Source organism: Bifidobacteriaceae bacterium (assembly GCA_031281585.1).
Taxonomy (GTDB): Bacteria; Actinomycetota; Actinomycetes; order Actinomycetales; family WQXJ01; genus JAIRTF01.
In genome coordinates, this window is record JAITFE010000055.1 from 1 (window position 1) to 24,078 (window position 24,078).

26 protein-coding genes and 1 other RNA gene are annotated in these 24,078 nt (G+C 67.7%); 15 read left to right on the forward strand and 12 right to left on the reverse strand.

Annotated elements, in window-relative coordinates; all coding sequences use genetic code 11:
* The coding region (locus tag LBC97_05880; GenBank protein MDR2565579.1) for a TetR/AcrR family transcriptional regulator at nt 1-523 on the reverse strand (523 nt) is incomplete at its 3' end.
* Between the two features lie 146 nt (nt 524-669).
* Here LBC97_05880 and LBC97_05885 point away from each other — a divergent pair.
* From LBC97_05885 to LBC97_05895, 3 genes are all read left to right on the forward strand, one after another.
* Entirely contained in the window at nt 670-1,413 is a 744-nt protein-coding gene (locus LBC97_05885) for an MBL fold metallo-hydrolase (protein MDR2565580.1), read from the forward strand.
* Nucleotides 1,414-1,658: 245 nt separating this feature from the next.
* Nucleotides 1,659-2,858, forward strand: a complete 1,200-nt coding sequence (locus LBC97_05890; protein ID MDR2565581.1) for a lysophospholipase — start codon at nt 1,659-1,661, stop codon at nt 2,856-2,858.
* Between the two features lie 48 nt (nt 2,859-2,906).
* A complete protein-coding gene (locus LBC97_05895; protein ID MDR2565582.1) occupies nt 2,907-3,719 on the forward strand; it encodes a YdcF family protein in 813 nt (270 codons plus the stop codon).
* 233 nt (nt 3,720-3,952) lie between these two features.
* Here LBC97_05895 and LBC97_05900 read toward each other — a convergent pair whose 3' ends face one another.
* Genes LBC97_05900 through LBC97_05915 form a run of 4 tightly spaced genes read right to left on the reverse strand, consistent with a single transcriptional unit; the run spans nt 3,953 to nt 7,738 of the window.
* Nucleotides 3,953-5,167, reverse strand: a complete 1,215-nt coding sequence (locus LBC97_05900) for an ABC transporter permease (GenBank protein MDR2565583.1) — start codon at nt 5,165-5,167, stop codon at nt 3,953-3,955.
* The gene (locus tag LBC97_05905) at nt 5,164-5,937 is read right to left on the reverse strand and encodes an ABC transporter ATP-binding protein (GenBank protein MDR2565584.1); all 774 of its coding nucleotides are present in this window, start codon (nt 5,935-5,937) and stop codon (nt 5,164-5,166) included. The genes LBC97_05900 and LBC97_05905 overlap by 4 nt, the downstream gene beginning before the upstream one ends.
* On the reverse strand, nt 5,934-7,049 hold the full coding sequence (locus LBC97_05910) for a peptidoglycan-binding protein (protein MDR2565585.1): 1,116 nt from the start codon (nt 7,047-7,049) through the stop codon (nt 5,934-5,936). The genes LBC97_05905 and LBC97_05910 overlap by 4 nt, the downstream gene beginning before the upstream one ends.
* A complete protein-coding gene (locus LBC97_05915) occupies nt 7,046-7,738 on the reverse strand; it encodes a hypothetical protein (protein MDR2565586.1) in 693 nt (230 codons plus the stop codon). The genes LBC97_05910 and LBC97_05915 overlap by 4 nt, the downstream gene beginning before the upstream one ends.
* Before the next feature lie 176 nt (nt 7,739-7,914).
* On the opposite strand from LBC97_05915, the gene LBC97_05920 reads away from it, so the two are divergent.
* Both LBC97_05920 and LBC97_05925 read left to right on the forward strand, forming a co-directional pair.
* Nucleotides 7,915-8,580: a response regulator transcription factor gene (locus LBC97_05920; protein ID MDR2565587.1), complete on the forward strand. Its 666-nt coding sequence runs from the start codon at nt 7,915-7,917 to the stop codon at nt 8,578-8,580.
* A complete protein-coding gene (locus LBC97_05925; protein MDR2565588.1) occupies nt 8,577-9,803 on the forward strand; it encodes a HAMP domain-containing protein in 1,227 nt (408 codons plus the stop codon). Before LBC97_05920 ends, LBC97_05925 begins: the two co-directional genes overlap by 4 nt.
* 67 nt (nt 9,804-9,870) lie before the next feature.
* Here the strand turns inward: LBC97_05925 and LBC97_05930 are convergent, their stop codons facing one another.
* Nucleotides 9,871-11,145, reverse strand: a complete 1,275-nt coding sequence (locus LBC97_05930; protein ID MDR2565589.1) for a winged helix DNA-binding domain-containing protein — start codon at nt 11,143-11,145, stop codon at nt 9,871-9,873.
* Nucleotides 11,146-11,242: 97 nt separating this feature from the next.
* Here LBC97_05930 and LBC97_05935 point away from each other — a divergent pair, with 97 nt between their 5' ends.
* Together LBC97_05935 and LBC97_05940 are read left to right on the forward strand one after the other, a co-directional pair.
* On the forward strand, nt 11,243-11,845 hold the full coding sequence (locus LBC97_05935; protein MDR2565590.1) for a CDP-alcohol phosphatidyltransferase family protein: 603 nt from the start codon (nt 11,243-11,245) through the stop codon (nt 11,843-11,845).
* Nucleotides 11,842-12,579, forward strand: a complete 738-nt coding sequence (locus LBC97_05940) for a hypothetical protein (protein ID MDR2565591.1) — start codon at nt 11,842-11,844, stop codon at nt 12,577-12,579. Before LBC97_05935 ends, LBC97_05940 begins: the two co-directional genes overlap by 4 nt.
* A gap of 376 nt (nt 12,580-12,955) precedes the next feature.
* Here the strand turns inward: LBC97_05940 and LBC97_05945 are convergent, their stop codons facing one another.
* Nucleotides 12,956-15,628 carry a hypothetical protein gene (locus LBC97_05945; GenBank protein ID MDR2565592.1) on the reverse strand — a complete coding sequence of 891 codons (2,673 nt, stop codon included), beginning with the start codon at nt 15,626-15,628 and terminating at the stop codon, nt 12,956-12,958.
* A 166-nt stretch (nt 15,629-15,794) separates the two neighbouring features.
* Entirely contained in the window at nt 15,795-16,481 is a 687-nt protein-coding gene (locus tag LBC97_05950; protein ID MDR2565593.1) for an MBL fold metallo-hydrolase, read from the reverse strand.
* Nucleotides 16,482-16,686: 205 nt separating this feature from the next.
* Here LBC97_05950 and LBC97_05955 point away from each other — a divergent pair, with 205 nt between their 5' ends.
* Together LBC97_05955 and LBC97_05960 are read left to right on the forward strand one after the other, a co-directional pair.
* Nucleotides 16,687-17,367 carry a DUF2975 domain-containing protein gene (locus LBC97_05955; GenBank protein ID MDR2565594.1) on the forward strand — a complete coding sequence of 227 codons (681 nt, stop codon included), beginning with the start codon at nt 16,687-16,689 and terminating at the stop codon, nt 17,365-17,367.
* A 41-nt stretch (nt 17,368-17,408) separates the two neighbouring features.
* Nucleotides 17,409-17,639, forward strand: coding sequence for a helix-turn-helix transcriptional regulator (locus LBC97_05960; GenBank protein ID MDR2565595.1), 231 nt, complete (start codon nt 17,409-17,411; stop codon nt 17,637-17,639).
* Between the two features lie 78 nt (nt 17,640-17,717).
* On the opposite strand, the gene rraA is transcribed toward LBC97_05960, so the two are convergent.
* The gene (rraA, locus tag LBC97_05965) at nt 17,718-18,203 is read right to left on the reverse strand and encodes a ribonuclease E activity regulator RraA (GenBank protein ID MDR2565596.1); all 486 of its coding nucleotides are present in this window, start codon (nt 18,201-18,203) and stop codon (nt 17,718-17,720) included.
* An 83-nt stretch (nt 18,204-18,286) separates the two neighbouring features.
* On the opposite strand from rraA, the gene ffs reads away from it, so the two are divergent.
* From ffs to LBC97_05980, 3 genes are all read left to right on the forward strand, one after another.
* Nucleotides 18,287-18,383, forward strand: an RNA gene (gene ffs, locus LBC97_05970) — signal recognition particle sRNA small type.
* 43 nt (nt 18,384-18,426) lie between these two features.
* Nucleotides 18,427-18,849, forward strand: a complete 423-nt coding sequence (locus tag LBC97_05975; GenBank protein MDR2565597.1) for a hypothetical protein — start codon at nt 18,427-18,429, stop codon at nt 18,847-18,849.
* Entirely contained in the window at nt 18,846-19,208 is a 363-nt protein-coding gene (locus LBC97_05980; protein ID MDR2565598.1) for a DUF5615 family PIN-like protein, read from the forward strand. Before LBC97_05975 ends, LBC97_05980 begins: the two co-directional genes overlap by 4 nt.
* A 146-nt stretch (nt 19,209-19,354) precedes the next feature.
* Here LBC97_05980 and LBC97_05985 read toward each other — a convergent pair whose 3' ends face one another.
* The 3 genes from LBC97_05985 to LBC97_05995 form a co-directional block, all read right to left on the reverse strand.
* Nucleotides 19,355-19,756 carry a PIN domain-containing protein gene (locus LBC97_05985; GenBank protein ID MDR2565599.1) on the reverse strand — a complete coding sequence of 134 codons (402 nt, stop codon included), beginning with the start codon at nt 19,754-19,756 and terminating at the stop codon, nt 19,355-19,357.
* On the reverse strand, nt 19,747-20,010 hold the full coding sequence (locus LBC97_05990) for a type II toxin-antitoxin system prevent-host-death family antitoxin (GenBank protein MDR2565600.1): 264 nt from the start codon (nt 20,008-20,010) through the stop codon (nt 19,747-19,749). The genes LBC97_05985 and LBC97_05990 overlap by 10 nt, the downstream gene beginning before the upstream one ends.
* 68 nt (nt 20,011-20,078) lie before the next feature.
* Nucleotides 20,079-20,867 carry a hypothetical protein gene (locus LBC97_05995; GenBank protein MDR2565601.1) on the reverse strand — a complete coding sequence of 263 codons (789 nt, stop codon included), beginning with the start codon at nt 20,865-20,867 and terminating at the stop codon, nt 20,079-20,081.
* Between the two features lie 238 nt (nt 20,868-21,105).
* On the opposite strand from LBC97_05995, the gene LBC97_06000 reads away from it, so the two are divergent.
* From LBC97_06000 to LBC97_06010, 3 genes are all read left to right on the forward strand, one after another.
* Nucleotides 21,106-21,387, forward strand: a complete 282-nt coding sequence (locus LBC97_06000; GenBank protein ID MDR2565602.1) for a type II toxin-antitoxin system Phd/YefM family antitoxin — start codon at nt 21,106-21,108, stop codon at nt 21,385-21,387.
* Nucleotides 21,384-21,653, forward strand: a complete 270-nt coding sequence (locus LBC97_06005) for a type II toxin-antitoxin system RelE/ParE family toxin (GenBank protein ID MDR2565603.1) — start codon at nt 21,384-21,386, stop codon at nt 21,651-21,653. Before LBC97_06000 ends, LBC97_06005 begins: the two co-directional genes overlap by 4 nt.
* Nucleotides 21,654-21,799: 146 nt before the next feature.
* Nucleotides 21,800-24,078 (forward strand): DNA polymerase III subunit gamma and tau (locus LBC97_06010; GenBank protein ID MDR2565604.1); only part of this gene is annotated, 2,279 nt, incomplete at its 3' end.

Here is a 24,078-nt window from a genome sequence, read left to right on the forward strand (position 1 = left end):
ACACCAGTTCTTCGAGCAGGGCCGCGATCTCCTCGGGCGGTTCGACCATGCCGCCCGCGATCCACTCGCCGATCAGATGCACGGAGCCCTGCTCCTTGAAGGTCCGCACGTATTCAAGCTGGCGTTCGCCCAGGTGCGGGAAGCGTTCGCGGCACTCTCGCTCGGTCCGCTCGCGCTTGAAGGCGAAGAACCGTTCGACCAGGGTGGAACCCGGCCGGAGGACCAGTTTGGCGATTTGGGGCTGGGACGCGAGTTCGCGCAGCACGCCCAGCAGGAACTCGCGGTTGCCGCCCTGGTCTTGCTGGCGCAGGGGTGCGCTGAGGGCCTCGAACAAGTCGTCCTCGAAGTGTTCCAGCAGTTCAGCGGGGTTGGCGTAGTGCAGATAGAACGTGCCCCGGCTCAGATCCGCGCGCTCGCAAAGCTCCGTCACGGTGATCTTGTTCAGGGGTTTCTCCGCCAGCGCCTCGACCAGCGCCCCCCGCAGCGCCAACCTGGTGTAACGGGTTTTCCGGCTCTCTCGCATCGCCTTCCTGCGCAGATTCGTCGTGTTTGTTCATTTTCGATCAGGTCCCGTCCCGGCTGGCGATGGCGGCCCGACCAGCTTCAAATTACCATGGTGCTCGGAAATGCACACATGTGCATTTCAGGGCGGGGGCAAGGGAGGCGCTTGTGCGAGTGACGGAGTTCGACGGGTTCTGGCAGGTCACGGCCATGCCCACGCTGTTCCCCGTCAGCGTGTACTTGGTCGCGGACCACGACGGCCTGATCCTGGTGGACACCGGCCTACCGCCCTTCGCACCCGGAATCCTGCGCGCCGCGGGGCGGCTGGGCCGGCCCATCCGGCGGATCGCGCTCACCCACGCGCACTTCGACCACGCTGGAGCGGTGGACCGCCTGATCGCGGCCTTGCCGGAGGCCGAACTCATCTGCTCCGCCCGCGAGGCCCCCATCCTGGCCGGCGACCCGTCCGCCAACGGTCCGTCCGCTCCCCCGGACGCCCGGCCTTCCCCGCCGCCGCGTTTGCCCGGCCGCTTCCGCCCCGTCGCGGCCAGCCCGCATCGCCTGGTGCACGATGCCGACCGCCTCGGCCCGCTCACAGTCCTCGCCTCGCCGGGTCACACGCCTGGCCACGTTTGCTACTTCATGGAGGCCACCGGCGCCCTTTTCGCCGGCGACGCGTTCTTCACCCGTGGCGGGCTGGCCGTGGCGGGCCAGAAACAGGCGCTGTTCCCGTTCGTCTCCAGGGCCACCTGGGACCAGGAACTGGCCGCCGCCAGCGCCGCGCGCTTGGCGGCGCTGCCCATTCGCCACCTGGCCACCGCCCACGGGCCGGTGCTCCGCGACCCGTGCGACCGGCTGCGGGAGGCGGTCGTCCGGGCGTCCAGCGCCGCGCGCCGGACCGCCCCCAGATGACCAGGCAAAGACTCGATCAGGCCCGTCGCGTCAACCTGGCCGCGTTGGCGTCGGGCCGGAAGACCAACGACACTCGTGGCCGCGCCCCGCGGCGGCGCCGACCGGGTTCAGGGAGCGTTTGGCCTCCAGGCGGGGACGCGGACGGCGATCACGCCCCCAAGCCGCACCCACAGGTACTGCGCCCGCATGTCAGCGCCCCCGGGTTTGATCCACGGGCGGTTGAAAACGAAAGCAAGGAGAGCAACATGAAACCCGGCAGGCTGTTCCGCACGCATGAACTTGACTTCGAGGCCACCCGGATCCTCTGGACCGCGCCAGCGGGCGGCGCCGATTTTGGCGAGGTGCGGGCGGCGCTCGCCCAAATCCGAGAGGGCGACTACGAGTCTTGGCACCGCGCCTGGGCGGACACGGCAGCACGCGTTTCAGCGCCCCGGACCGCCGCCGGAGCCCGCGGCCGGATCAGCCAAGGCCAAGCCTTGCTGCGAGCCAACCGCTACTGGGCCGCCGCCGAGTTCTTCCTGCCGCCCGCCGACCCGCGCAAGCTGTCCGCCTACCAGGCCGCCGCCGCGGCGTTCGCGGAAGCGGTCGAACTGCTCGAAATCGACTTCGAGGAGGGCACGGTCGATTTCGAGGGGGCGCCCTTGCGCACCTGGCGGTTCCCCTCCCGTGGGCCGGCCACGGCGGGGCGGGGAACCTTGCTGGTGTGCGGCGGATTCGACGCTTTGTTGGAGGAGTTGTACTACGTCATCGGGCACCAGGCGACGCTGCGGGGCTGGGACGTGGTGATGTTCGAGGGGCCGGGCCAGTCTGACGTGCTGCGCTACCACGGCGCGCCGTTCACACCCGACTGGCACCTGGTGGCGCGGGCGGCGCTGGAGCATTGGGGCAGGCGGTTGGGCGGCGGGCCGGTCATCGGCGTCGGTTTGTCCTTGGGCGGCCACCTTATGCTGCGGGCGGGCGGTTTGGCGCCGGGATTGCTGGACGGGCTGGTCGCGTGGAACTACTTCCCCGGCCTGACGGACACGTTCAAAGACATGATGCCGGCGTTCCTGCACCCCGCGATCGACCGGGGGGCGTTGCCCCGGCCGTTGCACGCCGGAGCCCAGGCGTACATCCGCTCGCGGCGGTATTTCAACTGGCAGATCGAGCATTCCAAGTGGGTCTTCGCCGCACGGGACGTGAACCAGCTTCTTTCCGTGGCCGCCCGGTTCGACGAGGGCGCCTGGGTGGAGCGGATTCAGGCGCCCACGCTGATCCTTGTGTCAGAGCGCGAGCATTTCTACAACCCGGCCCGCGCCGAACGCTTGGCGTCCCGGCTGAACTGCCCGCACCGCCTCGTCACGTTCACCGAAGCGGAAGGCGGGCAGTACCACTGCGCCAACGGGGCACACTGGCTGCCCTTGGACACGATTTTGGCCTGGGCTGACGGAATCGTTGGCGCGTGACGCGGCGCGGGGGACTCCGGCGCGCAAGGGCCTACTTACTATGGAACGGTGAGTCAGCCCGCATCCAATTCCAGCCCGGCCAAACCCCGGCGCGCGCCCAGCCGGCAGGCGCGAGCGCGGATTCCGGGGCCGCTTGAGGTCTTGATCAGGGTCATCTTGGTCGGACTGGGCGGGGCCGCGATCTACAACGCCGCCTTCCTGGCGGTCAAGACCAACATGACGCTGGGGTTGATCCTTGAGGCCGGGGTGGGCCTGGTGATGGTGGCCTTTGCCTTATACCGGCGATTGTCTCGGATCCGGTGGCTGCGCTTGACTGCATTGGCGGGCGGCGCCGCGATCTTGGCTGCCAGCGCGGGGTTGGCCGCCTACGGTCTCCACGACACGGCCAGCGACCACGACGACGCGCTGATCGTCTTGGGCGCGGGCGTGCACGGCCGAAGCGTCACCGCCGTGCTGGCGGCCCGCCTTGACGTGGCCCGCGAATACCATGACCGGAACCCGGACGCGCTGATAGTGGTCGCGGGCGGCCAAGGCCCCCAAGAGGACATCCCCGAGGCGGAAGCCATGCGCGATTACCTTGTCGCCCGCGGCGTCCCCGCCGGCCAGATAGTCATGGAGGCCAGGTCGACCTCGACGGCGGAGAACTTCGCCTTCTCCAAGACGCTTCTGGACGAACGCCTCCCCTCCGGCTACAAGGCCGCCTTCGTGACCAGCGAGTTCCACGTTTTCCGCGCCGAGCAGGTGGCCCGCAAAGCGGGCCTCGACGCCGACCACCTGCATTCGGACACGCTCTGGTACGTCCAGCCGTCCAGCTACCTACGCGAAATAGTGGCCGTCGCCAAACAACAGGTCTTGGGGTAGCCGAGGTTCTGCAAACGCACTTACCTCTCACCCGAGGAGGAAGGTCGGGCCGAGAGATGGGTCACGAACAGCAGGAGCAGACCACGGGATCAGCATCGTCGTTGCGGGCGGGTGTGTACGTCAGGATCAGCGACGACTGCGCCATCTGCACCCACAGCCCGTACGCGCGCGAACTCGTTCTCACGCCTCTCGCGTGGTCGGGCGACGCATCATCGCCGGGTCTTTTCTGCTTGCTACACGGCGCGAAGCGCCAGTGTTGGGGAGAGTCGTGCTGCGCGCAGTGCTGGGTAGAGGCCTGCGGCGGCTCCGACGATGACGGCGACGCCGGGGCTTGCGGCGGCGGTTTCGATCGGGATGACCAGAGGTTGGCCGCTGATCAGCGCGAGGACGCTTGCTGCTCCGACGCCCAGCGCGAGGCCTGCGATACCGCCGATGAGGGCGAGGCAGGCTGCTTCGGCGAGGAATTGGATGGCGATGTGGCGGGCGCGCGCGCCGAGGGAGCGCCTGAGCCCGATCTCGCAGCGGCGTTCGAGGACGGTGACGACCATCGTGTTGGCGATACCGACGGCGCCGACCAACAGTGCGATCCCGGCCAGTGCGACACCCAGGGTGCTGAGCGAATCATCCGCGGTGGTGCGGGCATCAGCGAGTTCGGTGAGGGCATTCACCGATACGAACGGTGAGCCTGGGCTCGCTGCCGTCGCGAGCGTCTCGGTCACATGACCGATCTGACCTGGGTGTGCGCGGACATACACGGCGGAGATGTCACCGATCGTGGTGCCCTCGAACGTGTCACGAACCCACTGGTCACCCAGGATCGCGGCCGTGTCGATCTCGGTGGCAAGCCCTGCGGATTCGAGGATGCCGAGCACTCCGTACCATTGCCCACCGATCCACACCCGGTCGCCCGGCCGGGTAACGCCCAGCCTGTCGGCCGCGGTCTGCCCAAGCACCGTCACCGGGAGGGTTCGGGCAGCGTCATCGAACCAACGCCCCGCTGCGAGTTTCGCCTCGATCGCAGCGAACACATCAGGGCGAGCGACAGCGGTGCGCAGCCCGTTGGTTTCGGTCTCTGGCACCAGGTCGGTGCGGTACACAAAGGTGTCTTCGGGGGCAGTCTCGAACACGCCGACATCGGCAACCCCATCGACTCGTTCCACCATTGCCGGTGCGGTCTCAGGCAGCGGCACGATGGCATTATCGGGGCCGATCGTCGGTCTCACGATCGCGAGGTTCGCTCCCATCCGGTCAAGGTCCGCGAGGAGCCGCGCCTGGTTCGACGCTGCGGCTCCCGTCAGCGCGGTGAGCGAGGCGATCCCGAGGGCTACGCCCAGAGATGCCAGCGCGGTGCGCTGGGGACGGCTGGACACTCCCAGCCAAGCGGTGCGCAACAAGTCACGGAACCGGAACCGGCTCCGCAACTGCCGCGCGTGAGTCACGTTCGTCACAGCTTCTCCTTGTGCATCCGCGTGTCAGATTGCTGTCCAGGCTCTTCGGGGTAACGATCAATGATGCGACCGTCTTTCAGCCGAATCCTGCGGGGAAAGCGCTCGGCGAGCCCGGCATCGTGGGTGACCATGACCACCGCTGTCCCCGTGCTCGCGATCTCAGCGAGGAGCGTGATGATCGCCCCGCCGGTGGCCGAGTCCAGTGCACCGGTGGGTTCGTCGGCGAAGAGCACCGCAGGCTCACGGACGAGGGCGCGGGCGATCGCGACGCGCTGCTGCTCACCGCCGGAGAGCTCTCCGGGCCGGTTCTTCAACCGGTGCCTGAGACCGACCGCTTCCAACGCGGTGATCGCGCGCTCGCGACGTTCCTTCGGGGACGCGCCGGTGTAGAGCAGGCCGGTGGCGACGTTCTCGGTCGCCGATACCGTGGGCAGGAGGTGGAACTGCTGGAAGACGAAACTGATCTGTGCCGCCCGCGTCGCCGACCGTTCGGCTTCCCTAATGACGCCAAGGTCGCGACCGTCGACCAGCACGGTGCCATCGGTGGGGTCATCGAGTGTGCCCAGGATCGACAACAGCGTGCTCTTGCCGGAACCGGACGCGCCGACGATCGCGAGCTGATCGCCGGGATCGATCCGCAACCAGCTCGGATGCAGGGCAGTGACCGGAGGCGTGCCGGGATAAGTCTTCGACACCCCGCGCACCTCGATCACCGGCATCCCCGTACCCTCGGGCGCGGGCGCAGTTTGTGTCGTGGCGAGCGTGGTCATCGGGAGATCACCACCTCATCGCCCGTCTCCAAGACACGAGCGTCACTGGGGGCACCTTCCACATCGGGTCCGGAGGCGAGGATCTGCACGCGGGCATCGGCGATCAGACCGATCTGCACCGGCACCCGCACAATCCGCTCACCCACGAGTACCTCAACCGCATACTGATTCTTTGCGGTCGCGATCAGCGCGGTCGCGGGAACAATCAGTGTCTCGGCACTCTTTTCAGTCCTTTGCACGATCACCCGGACGCTCGCGGGTCCCGTCGATGAGACTTGTTCCTGGTCGCGGAACTGGACGCTCGCGGTGGGAGGGGTCGTCTGTCCGTCGTCGCCCGTGGGCTGCCCGCCGGGATCGACCGCTGCGATCGTGTTCGCAAGCTCGGTGCCATCGGGCAACACCACCGTCACCGGTGTATCGGTGGTCAGTTCTCGTGCCTGGGCTGGGGTGAGTTTCGCGGTCGCCGTCAATGTGGTCGCCGTGTAGGCGGCAGGGCTGACCCCCGACTCTCCAAGCTTCCCGGTGACCTGCGCGATACGGATACTCGGCGCGTTCACAACGACCACATCGGTAACGGCGATGGTTCCGGTGACGGGGAGGCTGAGTTCTTTCTGCCACCGGCGCACCGCATCGGTTGTCCACCAGTCGAACCGGGTATCGGGTTCACGATCGAAGTACCCCAGCCGGGCCAGGTTCTGCTCCAACTGCAGCACGTCCTGCCCGTCATCTGCATCGCTGGATAGGTCACGCCAGAAGGGACGTGCACCTTCCAATAGCACCACGGGCCTGCCATCGGCCTCGTATACCTGCTGGCCGATCTCGATCACTTGTCCCGGAGCGGGCAGCGCTGTGAGCACCCCCTGTGCTGCGGGCAGCTCCGCAAGGTCTCCGTATCCCAGAGTCGCATTCAGTTTCAGCTGGCTGGTGAGGGTTCCCGTCTCAACGGGGACGGTGACCGCAGAAACAGTTCCGCCTTGCTCTGACGAGGTTGCAGGGGCCTCATCCCACGGTTTCCAGATCGCGACCGCGATCCCACCGGCAGCCAAAGCCACGACCAGGACCGTGACCAGCAGACCGCGCAGTATCTTCCGGCGTCGTGTCCTCGTACTCATGAGGCAGGGGCGTTCTGGAACTCATCGACAATCGTCCAGGGCTCGAAGGTGAGATCGTTATGACTGCCGAACGCGAAACTGCTGTTGGGATCCCAGCATGCCTCTATAAGAGCGCGGAACTCCTGCTCAGTGAACCCGGACGGAATGAGGATGCCGTTCATCGCCGAGAAGTCAGGGTCCGCGATCTGGGAGTACCCCTGCTCCCTGGCGCACTGCGCGAATGCGAGCGCATCCTCTTCCTGCTTCGCTGCATCTTCCTGAAAAGCAGGATCATCGCTCGGATCGAACTGGGCCTGCTCGAAGTCCGGGTGCTCCTTCTCGCACGCAGCGTACGCGTCCCGCACCTCAGGGCTGTCGACGAAGTAGTCAGCGCTGGCCACGGCGACCCAGGTGTTCCCCGCGTCATCGCGTTCCATGCCGAGCAACCCTTCACCAGAGCCGTCGTCGCTGCTGATGACTCCGTCGCCGCCGAGTTCGCCGGGGGTCTTCACCAGTACCTGGCCGCTGGCGTTGATCTTCGCTTCGACGTCCGCAGCGGTCAGACAGGCCAGAAACGCCGACGCCTCGTCAGAGCCCTGCGCGGCCGGGTCTGGTTCTTCTGGACCGGCGGTGCTCGTGCACCCGGAAAGAGCGAGCGTGCCTGCGATCGTGAGCCCGGCAAGGGCGGCGAACATATTGCGAGTTCTCATGGTAGCCTCCGTGAAATGCGGCGGTGACGTTCACCGCTCGAGAACAGTTCTACGGAAGCCCGGGTTAGGTTCAGGTCTCGGTCGACCTAACCGAAACCTAACCTCCTCATGGCGATCATGGAGACCATCAGCCCATGGTGGTGACAGAGCGAATTCCAGATGAAGGTGGAAAACAGGTGCGGATACTGATCGTGGAAGACGAGGTCGACCTGGCCGACTCCTTAGCGGAGGGCCTGCGGAACGAGGGTTACTTCGTTGACGTCGTACACGATGGGGCAGCCGCCCTCGTCAAAGCGGGCCAGATCGACGTGGACATCATGATCCTCGACCGCGACCTTCCAGTCCTGCGTGGCGACGTCGTGTGCCGCACACTCCGCGACCAGCTGCACCCGATGCGCATCCTCATGCTCACCGCAGCAGGCACCCTCGACGACCGGGTCACCGGTCTCGACCTCGGCGCGGACGACTACCTTGCCAAACCCTTCGCCTACGTCGAACTCCTCGCCCGGTTGCGCGCCCTCGCACGCCGCGCCACCGAAGGATCCCAGATCATCCTCACCGCGGGCAGCGTCCGACTCGATACCCTCCGAAGGGTTGCTGAACGCGACGGCAAGCCGCTGTCGCTTACCCCGAAAGAGTTCGGTGTGCTCGAAACGCTGCTGTATGCAGACGGCGGGCACGTCACCGCCGACGACCTCCTGGCCGATGTGTGGGAAAGCGGAGCAGATCGCACCCGATCCGTCGTGAAACTCACGATCCACACCCTGCGCCGTAAACTCGGGGACCCTGACCCGATCCGCACCAGCCCCGGTCTCGGCTACCGGATCGGAGCAGAACAATGACCGCGACCACCCACAAACGCCGCTGGGGGTTCCGCGCACGTCTCACAGCCTTGACCGCTGCGGTATTCGTCACCGGCGGCGTCGCACTCCTCAGCGTCCAGTACCTCCTCGTCCAAGGACTCTTCGACACCGCAATCGACGAAGTCGTCGGCTGCGTAAGCATCGACGAGACAGGCACAACAGTCATCACAGGCAACGACATCGACACTGACCAATGCCAAGCGATCATCGAATCGACGGGCGCGGCCGAGACCCAGGCCGGTGTCGGCGATGCCAGCATCGTCCTGGAACAAACCACCAGGCTGTCTCAGGAAGTGCTCTCCGGGCTGCTGCTGTGGTCGGTCGTCACCCTGCTGGTGTTCACCCTCGTCGCCGTCATCGCAGCGTCCTGGCTGTCCCGGCGTTCGTTTGCCAGGATCGGGCAGATCACCGACACCACCAAACGCATCACCCGCAATGACCTGCACCAGCGCCTCGACCTCCCCGGACCCGCAGATGAGATCAAAGAACTCGGCGACACGATCGACACCATGCTCGACGGCCTTGAAGCCTCCTTCACCCAGCAGGAACGCTTCATCACCAACGCCTCCCACGAACTCCGCACCCCGCTCACGACCACCCGCACCGCGCTAGAGATCCCTCTCGAACAAGGCCGCGTGCCCGAACACCTCGAACCGGCCATCCGGCGTGCACTCGATGCGAACCAGCGCAGCGAACTGCTCATCAGCGCACTCCTGCAACTCGCCCGCACCTCCACCATCACGCCCGCCCCCGCCCCGAAACCGGTTCAGCTTTCAGAGATCATCGAACGCAGCCTCACCGAACACGAAGCCGACATCGAGGCCGCGGATCTCTCCGTCACCACCGAACTCGCCACCGCATCAGCTTCCGCCGACCCGGTGCTGCTCGCGCTCGCAATCGACAACCTCATCGACAACGCCATCCGCCATAATCACCACGGTGGGACTCTTCACCTAACGACCGGGACAATGGCCGAGCGCCCTTGGGCGGAGATCAGCAACAGCGGTCCGACCATGACCGAAGAAGAAGCGGCCGCACTCATCGAGCCCTTCAACCGCGGTCAATCTACCCGCACCTCTACAACAGGACGCAGTCTCGGCCTGGGCCTCACGCTCGTGCAGAACATCACCGAATCCCTCGGCGGCGCCCTCACCCTCACACCGCGCCCCGACGGCGGACTAACCACCCGTCTCACCGTCTAACAACGGCCGTGTGACCGTCTACTCGGACGCCGTCGCTTCGACCTCGGCGGCGTCCCCGGCTCGGCTATCAGGCCAGGATCGCGGCCAGCCGGGCCGTCAATTCGCCCGGGCCTTCCGGCGGCGCAACTACGCGGCCGAAACCCAGCCAAGTGGCCAACTGGCGTAACTCTTCGGCCAAAGGGGGCAGGACGGCATCGGCGGCGAAAGCCGGTTCCAACCACGCGGCCGGCACCCGCAACACCCCCTCGCGGCGGTCCGACTTGACGTCGACGCGCGCCACCAAGTGTTCGCCCAACAGGAACGGCATGACGAAGTACCCGTACACGCGCTTGGCCGCCGGCAGGTAATACTCCAGGCGGTAGCGCATGCCGAACAGGCGCTCAACGCGCCGCCGGTCGAAAACCATCGAGTCGAACGGGGACAGCAGCGCGCGGGCCCGCGTCTGGCGCGGCTGCGCGGCCTGCGGGTGCAGGTAGTACGGCTCGCGCTGGCCCTCGACGGCCACTTGGATGAGGGCCCCCGCTTCGGCCAGTTCCGCCACCGCCGATTTGGCGGCCGTCAGCGGCAGCCGAAAATAGTCCGCTAGGCTCCCAATTTGCCCGATGCCGATCGCCTCTGCCGCGTACTCCACCAGCCGCCTTTGCTGGTCGGCGTGGGAACCGGGCTGGGCGTTCGCCAGGCCGGGGACCAGTTGTTCGGCCAGGCCGTAGACGCGTTCGAACTGCGGGGTGCGGCCGGCGGCCGTCACCTCGCCGGTCCAGAAAAGCCACTCCAGGGCCCCCTTGGCGACGGTCCAATTGCCCCACGGGTTGCCGGTGCGCAGGCGCCGGTCAGGCAGTTCGAGTTGGACGTGGAGTTGTTTGGCGGTGAGCGGGCCTTCGGCCAGCGCGGCCCGGACCGCCTGGACCGCGTCGGGGTGCTCGCGGGCGGCCTTGATCATCTGGCCCCAGGCGTAACGCTGCGGGTCGTCGCGCCGCCAACCGAACAGGGGGTAGAGATCGGGCTGGACAAAGGACGCCTCATGGGCCCAGGTTTCGACCAGTTGGCGCGGCGGTCGGCTGGTGGCCTGGTCAAGCCAGGCTTTGTCATAGGGGCCGAGGCGCGAGAAGAACGGCAGGTAGTGAGCCCGTTCAAGTGCCGTAACGGCGTCGATTTGGATGAGCCTGAGCCGGTTGATCACAGCGCCCAGTTGGCGTTTGGTGGCGCGGGCGGGCCGGGGCCGGCCCAGCCCCTGCGCCGCGATGGCGATGCGCCGGGCCTCGCTCAGGCTGAGGTCCGCCGGTTTTCCGGTTCGAGTGGCCCTCGTTGCGGTCTTGCCCCCGGACCCGTTGTTTTCCGCCACGCAAACATGATCCCAGTTGGACGGCCTGGGGCGGCGCATTGCTCTGGGCCAACGGGGTGGACGCCAGCCGCCGGTCAGCGGCCTAAAGTGGTGAGTTATGGATTCGGGGCGCGGTCGGCCAAGCCTGCGCGAACTTGCGGTGGGCGGCGCGCGGATCGCCAACTGGCCGAACCTGATCACGGTGGTGCGCACGGCGGCCGCGATCGCCCTGGGCGCGGTGGCCCTGCGGCTCGCGGCGGTCCCGTGGCTGATCGCGGCCTACGCCACGTATTGGGTTGGGGACATCGCGGACGGGCGGGTCGCGCGTTGGCTGCGTCAGGAGACCAGGCTCGGGGCGGTGTTCGACATTCTGGCGGACCGGGGATGCTCGTCCCTGTGCATTGCCGCGCTCATACTCATTCGGCCCGAATTCACGCCCGCCCTGGCCGTCTACTGGGTCCAGTTCATGGTGGTGGACGCGCTGCTCAGCTGCGCGTTTCTGCACTGGCCGATCCTCAGCCCGAACTACTTCTACAAGGTTGACCGCCGGGTCTACCTCTGGAATTGGTCGCCGCCAGCCAAGGCCGCCAACACGGGGTTGCTCCTGGTTGTGCTGTTGACGCTGCCGCCCGTGGTCGGCCTGGTGCTGGCCTGCGCGCAGTTGGTGGTCAAGCTGGCCTCCGCTTGGCGGGTCGCGCGCCTGGCCACCCTGCGCGCATGATCGAGTGGCTGGCTGTAGTCGCCAGCGGCCTGGGCACCGGATTCGCCTCCGCCGTGTTTCCCCTGGTCAACGTCGAACTGGCGACTGGGGCTGCGGCTTGGCAGTTCGAGACGCCCCTCGCCCTGGCGGCCGTGGTGGCGCTCGCGCTCGGCCAGACTGCGGGGAAGGTCGTGGTTTACCAAGCGGCGAGGGGCGGGCGGACTCTGGGCCACCGGTGGCGGCTCCGCCGCGCCGAACGCGCGCGCACGCGACCTGAACCCACCGCCGAAACCGCCCTCCCGGCTGGTACGGCCGCCGAAGCCGTGGCTGCGAGCACTGTGACCTCGGATGCCCTCAGTGTTCCCGTGTCGCCTGCGTCCTCCGCGCCCGCTTCCTCCCCGGCCCGTGCCCCCGAGGCCGGTGCCGCCGAGGCCGGTGCCGCTGAGGCCGGTGCCGCCCAAGCGCCTGGAACTCCGACGGCCGACCCTGATCGGGTGGTCGAACTGGAGCGCGTCAGCCCAGGGCCGGGCCGCCTCAAGGCGCTGGGGAACAAGCTGCTGGCGGCCATGGACAAGCGGTGGCGGTCGAATGCGGTGCTTCTCCTATCCGCCGTTGTTGGGATACCGCCGTTGTTCGCGACCTCGATCGCTGCGGGCCTGTTGCGGCTGCGGCTGCTCGACTTCGTCCTGTGCGTGTCCCTGGGCCGCATCGCCCGCCTCATGGTGATCGCCTGGCCGGTCCTCGCCCTCACGTGAAACGTGCCCCTGGAGAGCCCAGGTGCGACTGAAACCACGATCGTGATCCACCGGCGGATCACGAAGAGGTTGAAGGTCGCACTTGGGGCCTTGAGGGCGGGGTTCCGGGCGTTAGGTGCAACTCAAATCACGATCGTGATCCAGCGGCGGATCACGAAGACGTCGAAGGTCGCATTTGGGGCCTGCAGGGCGGCGTTCCGGGCGCTAAGTGCAACTGAAATCCCGATCGTGATCCACCGGTGGATCACGAAGAGCTTGGATGTTGCATCGGCGGCCTGCGGCGTCTTGCGAGCCGCCTGGCCTCAAAAGAAAACGAGCCCCGGGGCCGCCGGTGGTGTCGGGTGGCGGCCCCGGGGCGATTTGGAAAGCAGCGAAGCTACTTGGCGACGGTCAACGCTGGCGAAGTGCCGGAAATGGTCAGGCCCTTGTAGGTCAGCGTCTGCGTCAACTGGATGACGTTGCCCACCTTCTCGGTCGAGGGGAGCTTGTAAGAGCTCGCGGTCGAGAACGCAGTGCCATTGCGGGTCCAGCGGCGGGTAACCGTGGGCCAGCCCTCGGGCGGCGCGGCCTTGAGGGTGGCGCCGGGCGTGGCCACGCCGTTAATCGGAGCGGCCAACGCGGTTGGGTCGAAGACCTCCACCACGGTGGTCGCGCTGATGCCGCCAAAGGTCCCCGTGATGGTGCAAGACCGCCGCGACGGCGCCTCGCCAGCCGGGAACGAGCAGCCCTCGCCCAGCGAATAGGCATAGGCGGTGCCAGTCGTGGCCGCCGGCAACACGTTGCCGTAGGCGTCCTTAGCCACAGGTGTGACCGCCACGCCGCCGGCGTTCGTGATCGCCGTCGCCACAGGCGTCAGCGTCAGTGTGGCGGGCGCGCCCAGGCCAACCACGACCTGTGGCGAGGTTCCGGAGATCGTCAGGCCCTGGTAGCTGAGCTTTTGGGTCAACGCGATCACGTTGCCGACCTTCTCAGACGACGGGAGCTTGTAGGAACTCGCGGTTGAGAACGCGGTGCCGTTGCGGGTCCAGCTGCGCGTGATGGTGGGCCAGCCCTCGGGCGGCGCGGCCTTGAGGGTGGAGCCGGGCACCGCCACGCCGTTGATCGGAGCGGCCAACGCGGTCGGGTCGAACACCTCCACCGTGGTGGTGGCGGTGATGCCAGCCAGAGTGCCGGTGATGGTGCAGGTCCGCCGTGAGGGAGCTTCCCCTGCCGGGAAGGAGCACCCCTCGCCGAGCGAGTAGCCGTAGGAAACGGAGTCTGCGGCGTTGGCGATGGTGTTGCCCTTCGCGTCCTTGGCGACCACGGTGACCTCCGCCCCGCCGGCGTTGGTGATCGCCTTGGCGACCGGCGTCAGCTTCAAGGAGGCGGGCGCCCCCGTGCCGACCACGACCTCAGGTGAGGTGCCGGAAATGGTCAGGCCCTCATAGGTCAGGGTCTGGGTGAGCGCGATCACGTTGCCGACCTTTTCGGTGGAGGGCAGCTTGTAGGAGGCGGCCGTTGAGAACGCCTTCCCGTTCCGGGTCCAGGAGCGCTTGACGGTGGGCCAGCCCTCCGGCGCGGTGGCGGAGATGGTGCCGCCGGGGATCGCATCGCCCGTGATGGGCGCGGCCAATGCGGTCGGATCGAAAACCTCCACAATGGTCGTGGCGGTCAATCCGTTGTATTCGGCGGTGATGGTGCAGATCTGGTGCGATGGCGCTTGGCCGGCCGGGAACTGGCAAGAGCTGCCCAGCGAATAGGTGATGACGGCGGCGAGCGGCGCGGCCGGCAACACGTTGCCGTATTCGTCGCGGGCTTCGACCGTCACGTTGACTGTGTCGGTGTTGGCGATCGCCTTGCGGTCTGCCGTCACTGTCAGGGTTGGCGCCTTGGGGCCGGTGTCGGTGGGCTTGCCCTGGAACAGCGCCAGCCAGTCGATGTCGCGGAGCCAATTGACCAGGTAGGAGGCGCCGTCGCCGGCGATCCGGCGCAGCGCGTCGAAGAACGATTCGTCCGGTGTGCCGGGTGTGACCACCCACGGCAGGGCGGCCAGCGCAGCGTTCAACTGGTCCTGCGCCGTGGCTTGGAGCGCGTCCCGAATCTGGGTGCCGATCGCCTCCCATGTGTCGGTCGGGTTCAGTGTCACCTCGACGCCGATCCCCGCCAGCCCGGCCTGTAGTTCGGCCACCAGTTGGTCCTTGACGGATTGGATGGCGGCGGCGACGCGGATTTGGATCTCGTCGATGAGCGCCCGCTTGCCGGCGTCCATCAGGATCGACACGTAATCAAGGTTGGCCAGGGTGTCCGCTATGGAACTGGCCTTGCCTGCGGCGTTGGCATAGGCCGTGAGGGAGGCGACCGTGCCGATGTTGCCCGTGTTCCAGCCTGTGACCTGGATTTCCTTGGGCGTGTCGTTGGTGGTGACGAATAGAATCTTCTTCTGGTTCCACGCCGTGACGCTGTAGCTGTAATACGACGTGTTCACGCCGAAGCCCGCCCCGTATGGCGGCGACCCCGCCCCGCTCTTGACCTTGGTGGGTGCCGTGCCCACGGAAACCAGCGGCGCGTTCCAAATCTGCGTCACCAGTTGGTCGGTCGAGGCTTGCTTGTCCGCGTCGATCCCGAGCGAGGCGATGATGTCAGCGACCGCGTAATCCACGGTCCTGGCGATCACCGCTTGAATGAATTCGTTGGTCAAGACGCCGTTGATCAATTCGGAGGTGGCGACCGAGTCGACCGCCTGGTCGACTAACGCGTCTATCCGCTCGTCTTGGATGTAGGCGGCGATGGCGCCCTTGATAGCGGCTTTGATCAAAGGCGTGGCAAGCTCCACGATGGCCTGCGGATTGCCGATGGTGCTCTTGACGGTGCCGGCTACCAAGTCGTTGACCGTGCCCACAACCCCCGCGTAGGCGCTGTCGACGCTAGCGGCGACGATTTCAGTCAGCGCGTCGTAGGTGGCGACCGATTGGTCGATCTCATCTTGGGTTTGGGCGGCCAGCGCTGGTGAGGCGATCAGGCTGGCGACCAAGGCGAGGGAAACGGAAGGTATCAACAAGCGTTTTTTCATGTTTGTGACCTGTCTTTGTGGGCTAGTGGCAGTGCGGCCGGAGGCCGCACAGAGCCCATCATATTGCTTCACGGTGAGAGTTTTCGACCCCAATCGCCCAACTAATTGTGGCCGTGCGCGGACTGCGGCCGAAAAGACGCAAATCGCGGGGCCGGTCGGCCGGCCATCACGTCCCGCCGCGCAGGAAGGGATTGCTCCGGCGCTCGCGGGACACGTCGCTCGCGGGACCGTGGCCGGGCAGGAGCAGCGCCTGACCGGGCAATGTCAAGACTTGGTCCCGCAGTGAGCGGCTCATGGCCGCCGGGTCTCCCACCGCGAAGTCCGTCCGCCCGATCGAGCCCGCGAACACGACGTCGCCGCTGAACACCACCGGGGCGGCGGGGTCCTCCGCGACCACCAGCAGGGTGCTTCCCGGCGTGTGGCCAGGGGCGTGTCGAAGCTGGAAGTCCAAGCCGCCGATGCCGACCGCTCCCCTCCCGCTCTCTTCCTCCATTTGGTATTCCCTCACGTCGGCGGGTTCCCGGAAGGGCTGCGGGAAGGCCTGGGCGAGCAGCAGCCCCATGGCGGGGAAGAGCGCGGCGATCGGATTGGTCAGAAAAGGTCGGTCCAAGGAGTGGATGTGAAGCGGGATGCCGTATTCGTCGGCCAAGCCGGCCGCGTCTGCGATGTGGTCGATGTGGCCGTGGGTGGCGAGGACCGCGACCGGTTCGCGCCGGTCATCGGCGAGCGCTTGCCTGATGGCGCGGGCCGAGTCTTGGCCGGGGTCGATGATCACGCATTCCCGGCCGTGGTCGGGTCCGACCAGGTACCAGTTCGCCTGCCAGATGCCGGCCGTGCCGCCGCTGAGATACATGCGTGCAGACTACAGAAATGGGGACGGTACCTATTTCCGGCCAGCCGGAAATAGGTACCGTCCCCATTTCCCGAGGAGCGCCGCGACCGTTCCCCTGGTCGTTGGGTCTGGGCGTTGGGTTGCGCGGCTTATCGAAGAACGGTAATATCGAAAAACGATGTTATCGGGCAACGATAAAGGATCTGCCATGGGTAAAGGAGGAGCCATGACCGTCGTGCCAGGGAAGGCGGAACGGTTGGTCGCGATTCGGGTGCTGGAAGTGTTGATTTGGCTGGCCATGATCCAGTTCGGCGCGCTCGGGGTGGTGTGGCCGCTGATCGGACTGGCGGCGCCCGGAGGCCAGCAGGGCGACTCGGCCTGGGGCGTTGTCGGAGCGCCGAGCCAACTCGAGGTGGAACTAAACAAGGAGGGAATCGAGGCGGTTTTGGGCCCGGATGTGTCCTTGCCGGAAGGCCAAGGCGTCCGAGTCGGCGACGTCACGTTGACGCCCGTGGTCAAGGCGTGGGTCGAATTCGACCAGCCCGGCCTGGCCGGTTTCATGGCCACGACCGGCTCGGACGTGATCCTCGGCTTGACCAGCCTGGTCACCTGCGTGTTCCTGTGGTTGGTGGTCGCGAGCGTGCGCCGGGGGGAGCCCTTCGACCGGCGCAATGTGACCCGTCTGTACGTGGCGGGCGTCGTCTGCATTGGCGGGTCAGCGCTTTACATGCTGGCCAACGCCGGCGGGCGGATGGCGGCGACCTGGGGCGGAACCCTAGAAGACCTGTCCCGCGCCGAAATAGCCCTGAGCTTTGGCCCCCTGGCGGTGGGGACCCTCTTCGCGGTCATGGCGGAGGTGTTCCGGCGGGGCATGATCCTGCGGGCCGAGACGGACGGCCTGGTATGACAAGAAGAGGCGGAGCGGCCGAAGACCCGGCTGAGGCCCCCTTGGAGGATCCCCGCGCGGAGGAGATCGCCGTCTACCTGGGCGACCTGCTCGCAGCGCGCGGAATGACGGTGACCGATTTGGCGCAACGCGTCGGCATCACGCTGGCCAACATGTCCGTCCTGAAGAATGGGCACGCGCGGGCGATCCGCTTCAGCACGCTGGCGGGAATCTGCCAAGCGTTGGACTGCCAGCCGGGCGACCTGCTCCGATGGGAGCCGCCGGGAGCCTGACCCGCCGGAAATGGGGACGGTACCTGTTTCCGGCGGGCCGGAAACAGGTACCGTCCCCATTTCCGGGGATCTCGCCCGCTATTGAACAGGCGTGGCCGGGGGAAGTGTGACAATGCCGGTCGCGTCGGCGAAGACTTGGTCGCCGGGTTTGATCACCACGCCGCCCACTTCGACGGGGACGCCGATGTCGCCCAGGCCGCGTTTGTCGGTCTTGAGCGGGATTGAGCCCAGGGCCTTCACGCCCAGGTCGAGGGTGCGCAGCACCTCCACGTCCCGGACGGCGCCCGCGATCACGAACCCGGCCCAGCCGTTGCGGGCGGCGTCGGCTGCGATCAGGTCGCCAAGCAGCGCCCGGCGCAGGGAACCGCCTCCGTCCACCACCAGGACGCGGCCCTCGCCGGGCGTCCCCGCCAACTCCTTAACCTTCGAGTTGTCCTCGAAGCACTTGACGGTCTGGGCGGGGCCCCCAAAGGCTTCGCGTCCCCCAAAGCTGAAAAAGGCTCCGGCGAGGGCGTGGACGGCATCGGGAAACTGGTCTGCCAAATCGGGCGTGGACGGTTGCATGGCGGCTCCTAGCTGTGCGGGTGCGGTTTTCGGGGATCGAACCCCGACAACCAAAACCCTAACCGGCGTGAGCTAGTCTTGATGCCGACCCCTCGCGTGGCGGCATCTCGCTGAATCCCCCCAGGGCCGGAAGGCAGCAAGGGCAGGCGGGCTCTGCCGGGTGCGCGAGGGGTCCTTTTCACAGGCCGCCGCCAATCGCTTCTATCGCGCTACAATGTAGCGCATGAGCACGGTTCCGCTGTCCATCCGCTTCAAGGCTTCGGTGTTGGAACGGCTGCGCCGCTGCGCGAAGGCTCAGGGGACCACGCCGTCAGGCTTGGTGCAGGAACTGGTCGATGAGGGTCTGGCGATGAGAGAAACGCCGGGGATCGTGTTCCGGTCCGGACCAAGCGGACGGCGGGCCGGGCTGGCGGCCGGCCCCGACGTGTGGGAGATCGTGGCTGCGGTCAAAGAGACCGCCGGCAATCCGGGGGAAAAGGTGGCATCCGCCGGCGATGAACTGGGATTGAGCGAGTCGGCTGTCAATCTTGCCCTGTCGTACTACTCGCGTCACCCAACGGAGATTGAAGAGGAAATCGCGGAGAACGAGCGCGCCTCAGGCGAGGCCTTCGCCGCCTGGCAAGCCCGGCAAACGGTCCTTTTGTGACGGAGCGCCTGCTCCTCGACGAGCACTATTCCCCGGCCATCGCGGCGGCCCTGAGCGAACGCGGCTTTGACGTGGTGGCGGTTGGCGGCCATGCCGATTTGGCGGGCAAGCCGGACGCGGCGCTGATTGAGTGGGCGGCTGCGGCCGACCGCCGGATTGTGACGGAGAACATCAAGGACTTCGTTCCGCTCACTGAGGCCGCGCGGTCCGCCGGCCAGCCGGTGGCGCGGCTCCTTCTCGTCAGTTCACGCCGTTTTCCCCGGGGCCGGGGAAGGATTGGCTCCATTGTCGACGCGCTTGAGGCATGGCTGGGGCGTCCTATCCCGCCCGGTCACGCTGACCAGGAGTGGTTCGCGTGAGGTCGTGTCGCCGGGGAGGGCCTGCGGACCCAGGCGGCGCCGGCCTGTCCGTCAGGCCCGGGGTCAGAGATTGAGCTCTTGAACGGCGGCCCGACAGCAGTTCACGAGCCGCCGGGTCGATGACGCTTGCCGAGGAGTCTCCCGCCTCAGGTCAGGTCCGCGAACAGGTCGACGGCGAAGCCGGGCGCTTTCTTGGCCAGCGCGGCGTCAGCGGTCCAGAGCTCGGAGCAACCCGCGCCGCGCGCGGCCGCGAGGTGAATGGCGTCTGCGGCTCCAAGTCGCAGCGTGGCCCGAATGCGGGCCGCCGCCTCCCAAACGCCGAGTCCCATTTCGGCGGTCTCGAAGCCGCCCAAGAGCTCGCGGTAGCGGCGCTCGAGGTCGGGGTCATCCTCGCGGAAGGGCTTGACCAGGCATTCCATCAACACCAAAGGGCTTACGCAAAGCGACGCGTCGGTTTGGGCAAGCTTCTCCAGAGCGTGTTCGCGCCGGGGTCCGTCACCTTCGATCAGGTAAATGCAAATGACGCTGTCAACGTAGATCAGCGCCATGACGCCCGCTCGGCGTGAAGCTCCGCCTCGATTTGCTCGCTCGCGCGCCGCGCGGCGGGCACCACCCTCAGCCGCTCGGCCAGCGCCGCGGCGCGCTGCCCCGGCGTCAGTCGCGCGAGCGGGTCGACCGGCACCAGCCGCACCACAGGTTTCGAGCGCTTGGCGATCACCACGTCAACTCCGGCCAGGGCCTGGTCGATGAGCGCGGACAGGTGATTGTGGGCTTCGGCCACGCTGACTTTGATTCCTGCCATGTTCAGTCCTCCGTGGGTTCGCGGCGGGCGCGGCCCCCGGAACCGTTTAACGCTATCTAGCCATGCAATCATAGCGCGCTGAGAACTTCAAGCGCGGCGAGTAGCCGGCTGACTTCGCCGCCGTGCTCGTTCACGAAAGATTTCTGCAGTTCCAGCGCTATACGGTTCGCGGTGGCCTCGTAGCCCAGGTCCGCTCGGCAGTCGAAGCCCGCCAGCGCGATTCTGATCTCCGGCTGCGACATGGCCAGGCTCCTGTGCTCCGGCGGCTCTTCGGCGCCGGCTTGTCCGTCAGGCTCCCAGTAGACCCCGTCCGGGCTTGTGCGCAGCGCCACGGCGAGAGCAGAGTACGGCGTCACCTGATCCTCTTCGGAGACCTCCAGGTGGCCGATCCCCCGGTCCGCCATGCACTGGGCCCATTCGGCGTTGAGCTTGACCATTCTGGAGCCGAACCGCGCCACATCCTCCCTCCCGGCCGGAAGGGTCGGGACCACAATCGCGTCGATGTTCTGCCACCAGTCCACGGTGACGCCCCCGGTCGCGGGGCGGTACGGCTGGGGTGTGTAGTCGAAGCCCTGGCGTTTCATGCAGTCCGCCACGGCCGACTCGGTCAGCCGCGACCGCTCCGACCGGGCCTCGAATTCTGCGGCGGAGGCCTCGGCCTGCGCCCGGGACACGGAGGCGACCAGGCCGGCGAATTCCTCAGTGGTGTCCAATTTGAGCATTGGCGACGCTTGCGGCGGGACCTCCGCGACCGTCCCAGGCCGGGCGCCGGAGGAGGGCGGAGCCAAAGGCGAGGCGGGGCTCCCGGGTGGGGTGGCGGCATCGTCGGCTTGGCAGGCGCCCAATGCTACGGTCAAAGCCGCGGCGACGCCGCACAGGAGGGCGCGGCGTGGGGCCCGGGCGGCGGCGCCCGTGGCTGGCCGATTGGGAAACCCGCCCGTGGCCATCCTTCGACCATCGCAACACCTGGGCGGAGGGGCCGTTGGGCGACGCGCGCCGCGTTGGCCCTCGTGCTCGGAGAAGAAGCGGACCCCGCCGCGACGGCGAACTGGCCACGGGCGCTGCTCGCGCGGCCGCAGCGCTAGAATTATGTACATGGCGGCCTTTCCTATCGCGGCGGCGCGGGCGGAACTGTCAGCATTGGTGGAAGACGCCGTGCGCACTCACCAGCGCTATGACATCACCCGCAACGGCAGGCGCGCGGCGGTCCTGTTGAGCGCTGCTGACTACGACTCCCTGATCGAAACGCTCGACATCTTGTCCAACACGGGCTTGATGGCGGACCTGGCCGAAGCCGAGGAACAATTGGCCGCGGGTGAGTCCTTCAGCCAGGAAGAGGTCCGTCAGGCCATGGCCGCCAACGGCCGGCTGCCGTGACCTATGCGATCTGCCTCTCGCGCCAGGCCAAGCATGCCTTGAGCGAGGTCCTGCCCGAATCGGTGGCAGCGGCTTGCTATCAGTTCGTCTACGGCGACTTGGCCAGCAATCCCTTCCAGGTCGGCAAACAACTCGACCCGCCTCTCTATCCGAGGTATTCGGCGCGCCGAGGCGACTACCGCGTCATCTACCGGATTGAGAATCAGACGGTTGTGGTAAGCGTCCTCACCATCCACCGTCGTCGCGACGTTTGTCGCCGTCGCTGATCCGCCGGGCGGGACAGTTGAACACCGGAAGGGGGCGATGCCGTGTGGCGACCGGACGGCATCGGGCGCGGCTTCCGTGCGCGGCGTTCGGGCGGGTCAAAGCGGGAGGCTGGCACGCTGTCAGGGGCGCCCCGTAGGCTCGTAGAGTGAATCAAGCGCTGTACCGCCGCTACCGTCCGCAGACTTTCGGCGAAGTGATCGGCCAGGAGCATGTCACCGAGCCGCTGATGCAGGCGTTGCGGACCGGCCGGGTGTCGCACGCCTACTTGTTTTCCGGCCCGCGCGGCTGCGGCAAGACCACCTGCGCGCGCATCCTCGCGCGGTGTCTGAACTGCGAGAAAGGCCCCACGCCGGAACCCTGCGGCGAATGCGCCAGCTGCCAGGAATTGGGACGCGGCGGCAGCGGCTCGCTGGATGTGGTGGAGATCGACGCGGCCTCGCACGGCGGTGTGGATGACACCCGCGACTTGAGGGAGAAGGCGGTCTTCGCGCCCGCCCGCGACCGCTACAAGGTGTTCGTCCTGGATGAGGCCCACATGGTTTCCCGCGAAGGCTTCAACGCGCTGTTGAAGATCGTGGAGGAGCCGCCCCCGCATGTGAAGTTCATCTTCGCCACGACCGAGCCGAACAAGGTGCTGCCCACCATCCGCTCCCGGTCGCATCATTATCCTTTCCGGCTGGTGCCCCCGGGCTTGATGACCTCTTATATGGAGGAGCTCAGCCAGGCCGAGGGCGTGGAGGTGGCCCCCGGCGTGATGCAGATGGTGGTGCGCGCCGGCGGGGGCTCGGTCCGGGACACTGAGTCGGTCTTGGACCAGTTGATCGGCGGCTCGGTCGACGGCCGCGTCACCTATGAGAGGGCCTCCGCGCTGCTCGGCTTCACCCCCGATGAGTTGATCGGCCAGATGGTTTCCGCCCTGGGCCGGGGCGACGGCGCCTCCATGTTCGCTGTCATCGAGTCGGTGGTGGAATCCGGCTTGGAGCCGCACCGGTTCGCCGAGGACTTGTTGGAACGCCTCCGCGACCTGATTGTGCTGGCCGCCGCCGGGCCTTCCGCCCGCCAGGCGCTGCGCGGCCTCCCGGAGGACCAGGTGGCCGCGCTCGCGGAGCAAGCAGCGCAGCTCGGCCTGTTCCGCCTCACCCGCGCCGCGGATTCGGTCTCCGCGGGCCTGGCCTCGATGGCCGGGGCCACCTCGCCCAGACTGCACTTGGAGTTGTTGGCCGCCCGCGCTTTGATGGCCGCGCAACCGCCCCAGCAGGGTTTGGCCCAGGTGCCCGATGCCGTTCGGTCGCCTTCCCAGCAACCCCCGCCCGCCAGCGCGCCCGCCGGTCAGCGCGGGCCGGGCGCGCCGCCGGCGCGAGGGCAGGCGCCCCACCCGCCAGAGGGCGCCCCCGGGGTGTCTGCCACCTTCAGCCGGGGCACTGCGCCCCACCGGCCGGCGGACGCGTCCGGGCCGGGCGAGGCGGGAACCGAGCCTGGCGGCAGGGGGCAGCCTCAGCGGGCCGGCGCGCCGTTGGCTCCAGGCTCGCCGGGCCAGGCCGGGGGCCCGCCGCGCGGCGGGTCCGCGCCGGCCGATGGCTGGGCCATCCCCGGCGTCACCACCGGGGCGGCCTGGGCCGAGTCGGATCGAAGCAGGCGGCCCGCTGGGCGGCGGTCTGATGGACACGGGCCTGAAAGCGCAGGCCAAGCCGCCCAAGCGGGTCCGGCCATTCCACATCCGACGCATCCGGACCAACGCGGCGCGGGGGCCGCTCCCGGACCTCAAACGGCGCGACCAATCCGGCAGTTCGTCGACTGGGACGAGCCCGAGGCCGCCCCGCCGCCAAGGTCTCCGCAAAGCGGAGCGGCTGGCCCGGGCCAACCGGGCGAGCGGGAGCAGCGCGGCCAGTCGGGGCAACCGCTCCGGCCGGGCGAACCCGGTGAGCCGGATCCGGGCGGCCAGTCCCGTCGGCCTGCCCGAGCGGGCCGGTCGGCCGGGCCTGGCGATCCGGCGCGGACGCAGCCGCCTCTTGGGCCTGGTCAGACGCCGGGGCTTCGCGCAGACGGACCAATCCCGCCGCGCCCGGCCAGCGCCCCGCCGGATGCTCAAACGCGCGTCAGGCCGCAGGCGACTTCGGATCATCCCGTTGGGGCGCCGGGTCCGTCCAATGCGCCGGCAGCGCACAACCAATCGGCGCGGGGGGACCAAGCTGCGGGGCCGGTCGGCTCCCGTCCGGCGCCCGCCGCGCCGGTAGCCGAGGGTGAGCAGGAGCGTTGGCGCCAACTGCTCGAACAGGTTCGGCACCACTCGGTCGCCGCGCATGGGCTTCTCAGCCACTCGGCGCGCCCGATGGGCGCCGGCCAAGGCCAACTCAAACTGGTCTTCCCCACGCCGGACTTGGCCAGCGCCTTCACCAGGCGGTTCCACGCGCTGGTCGAACAGGC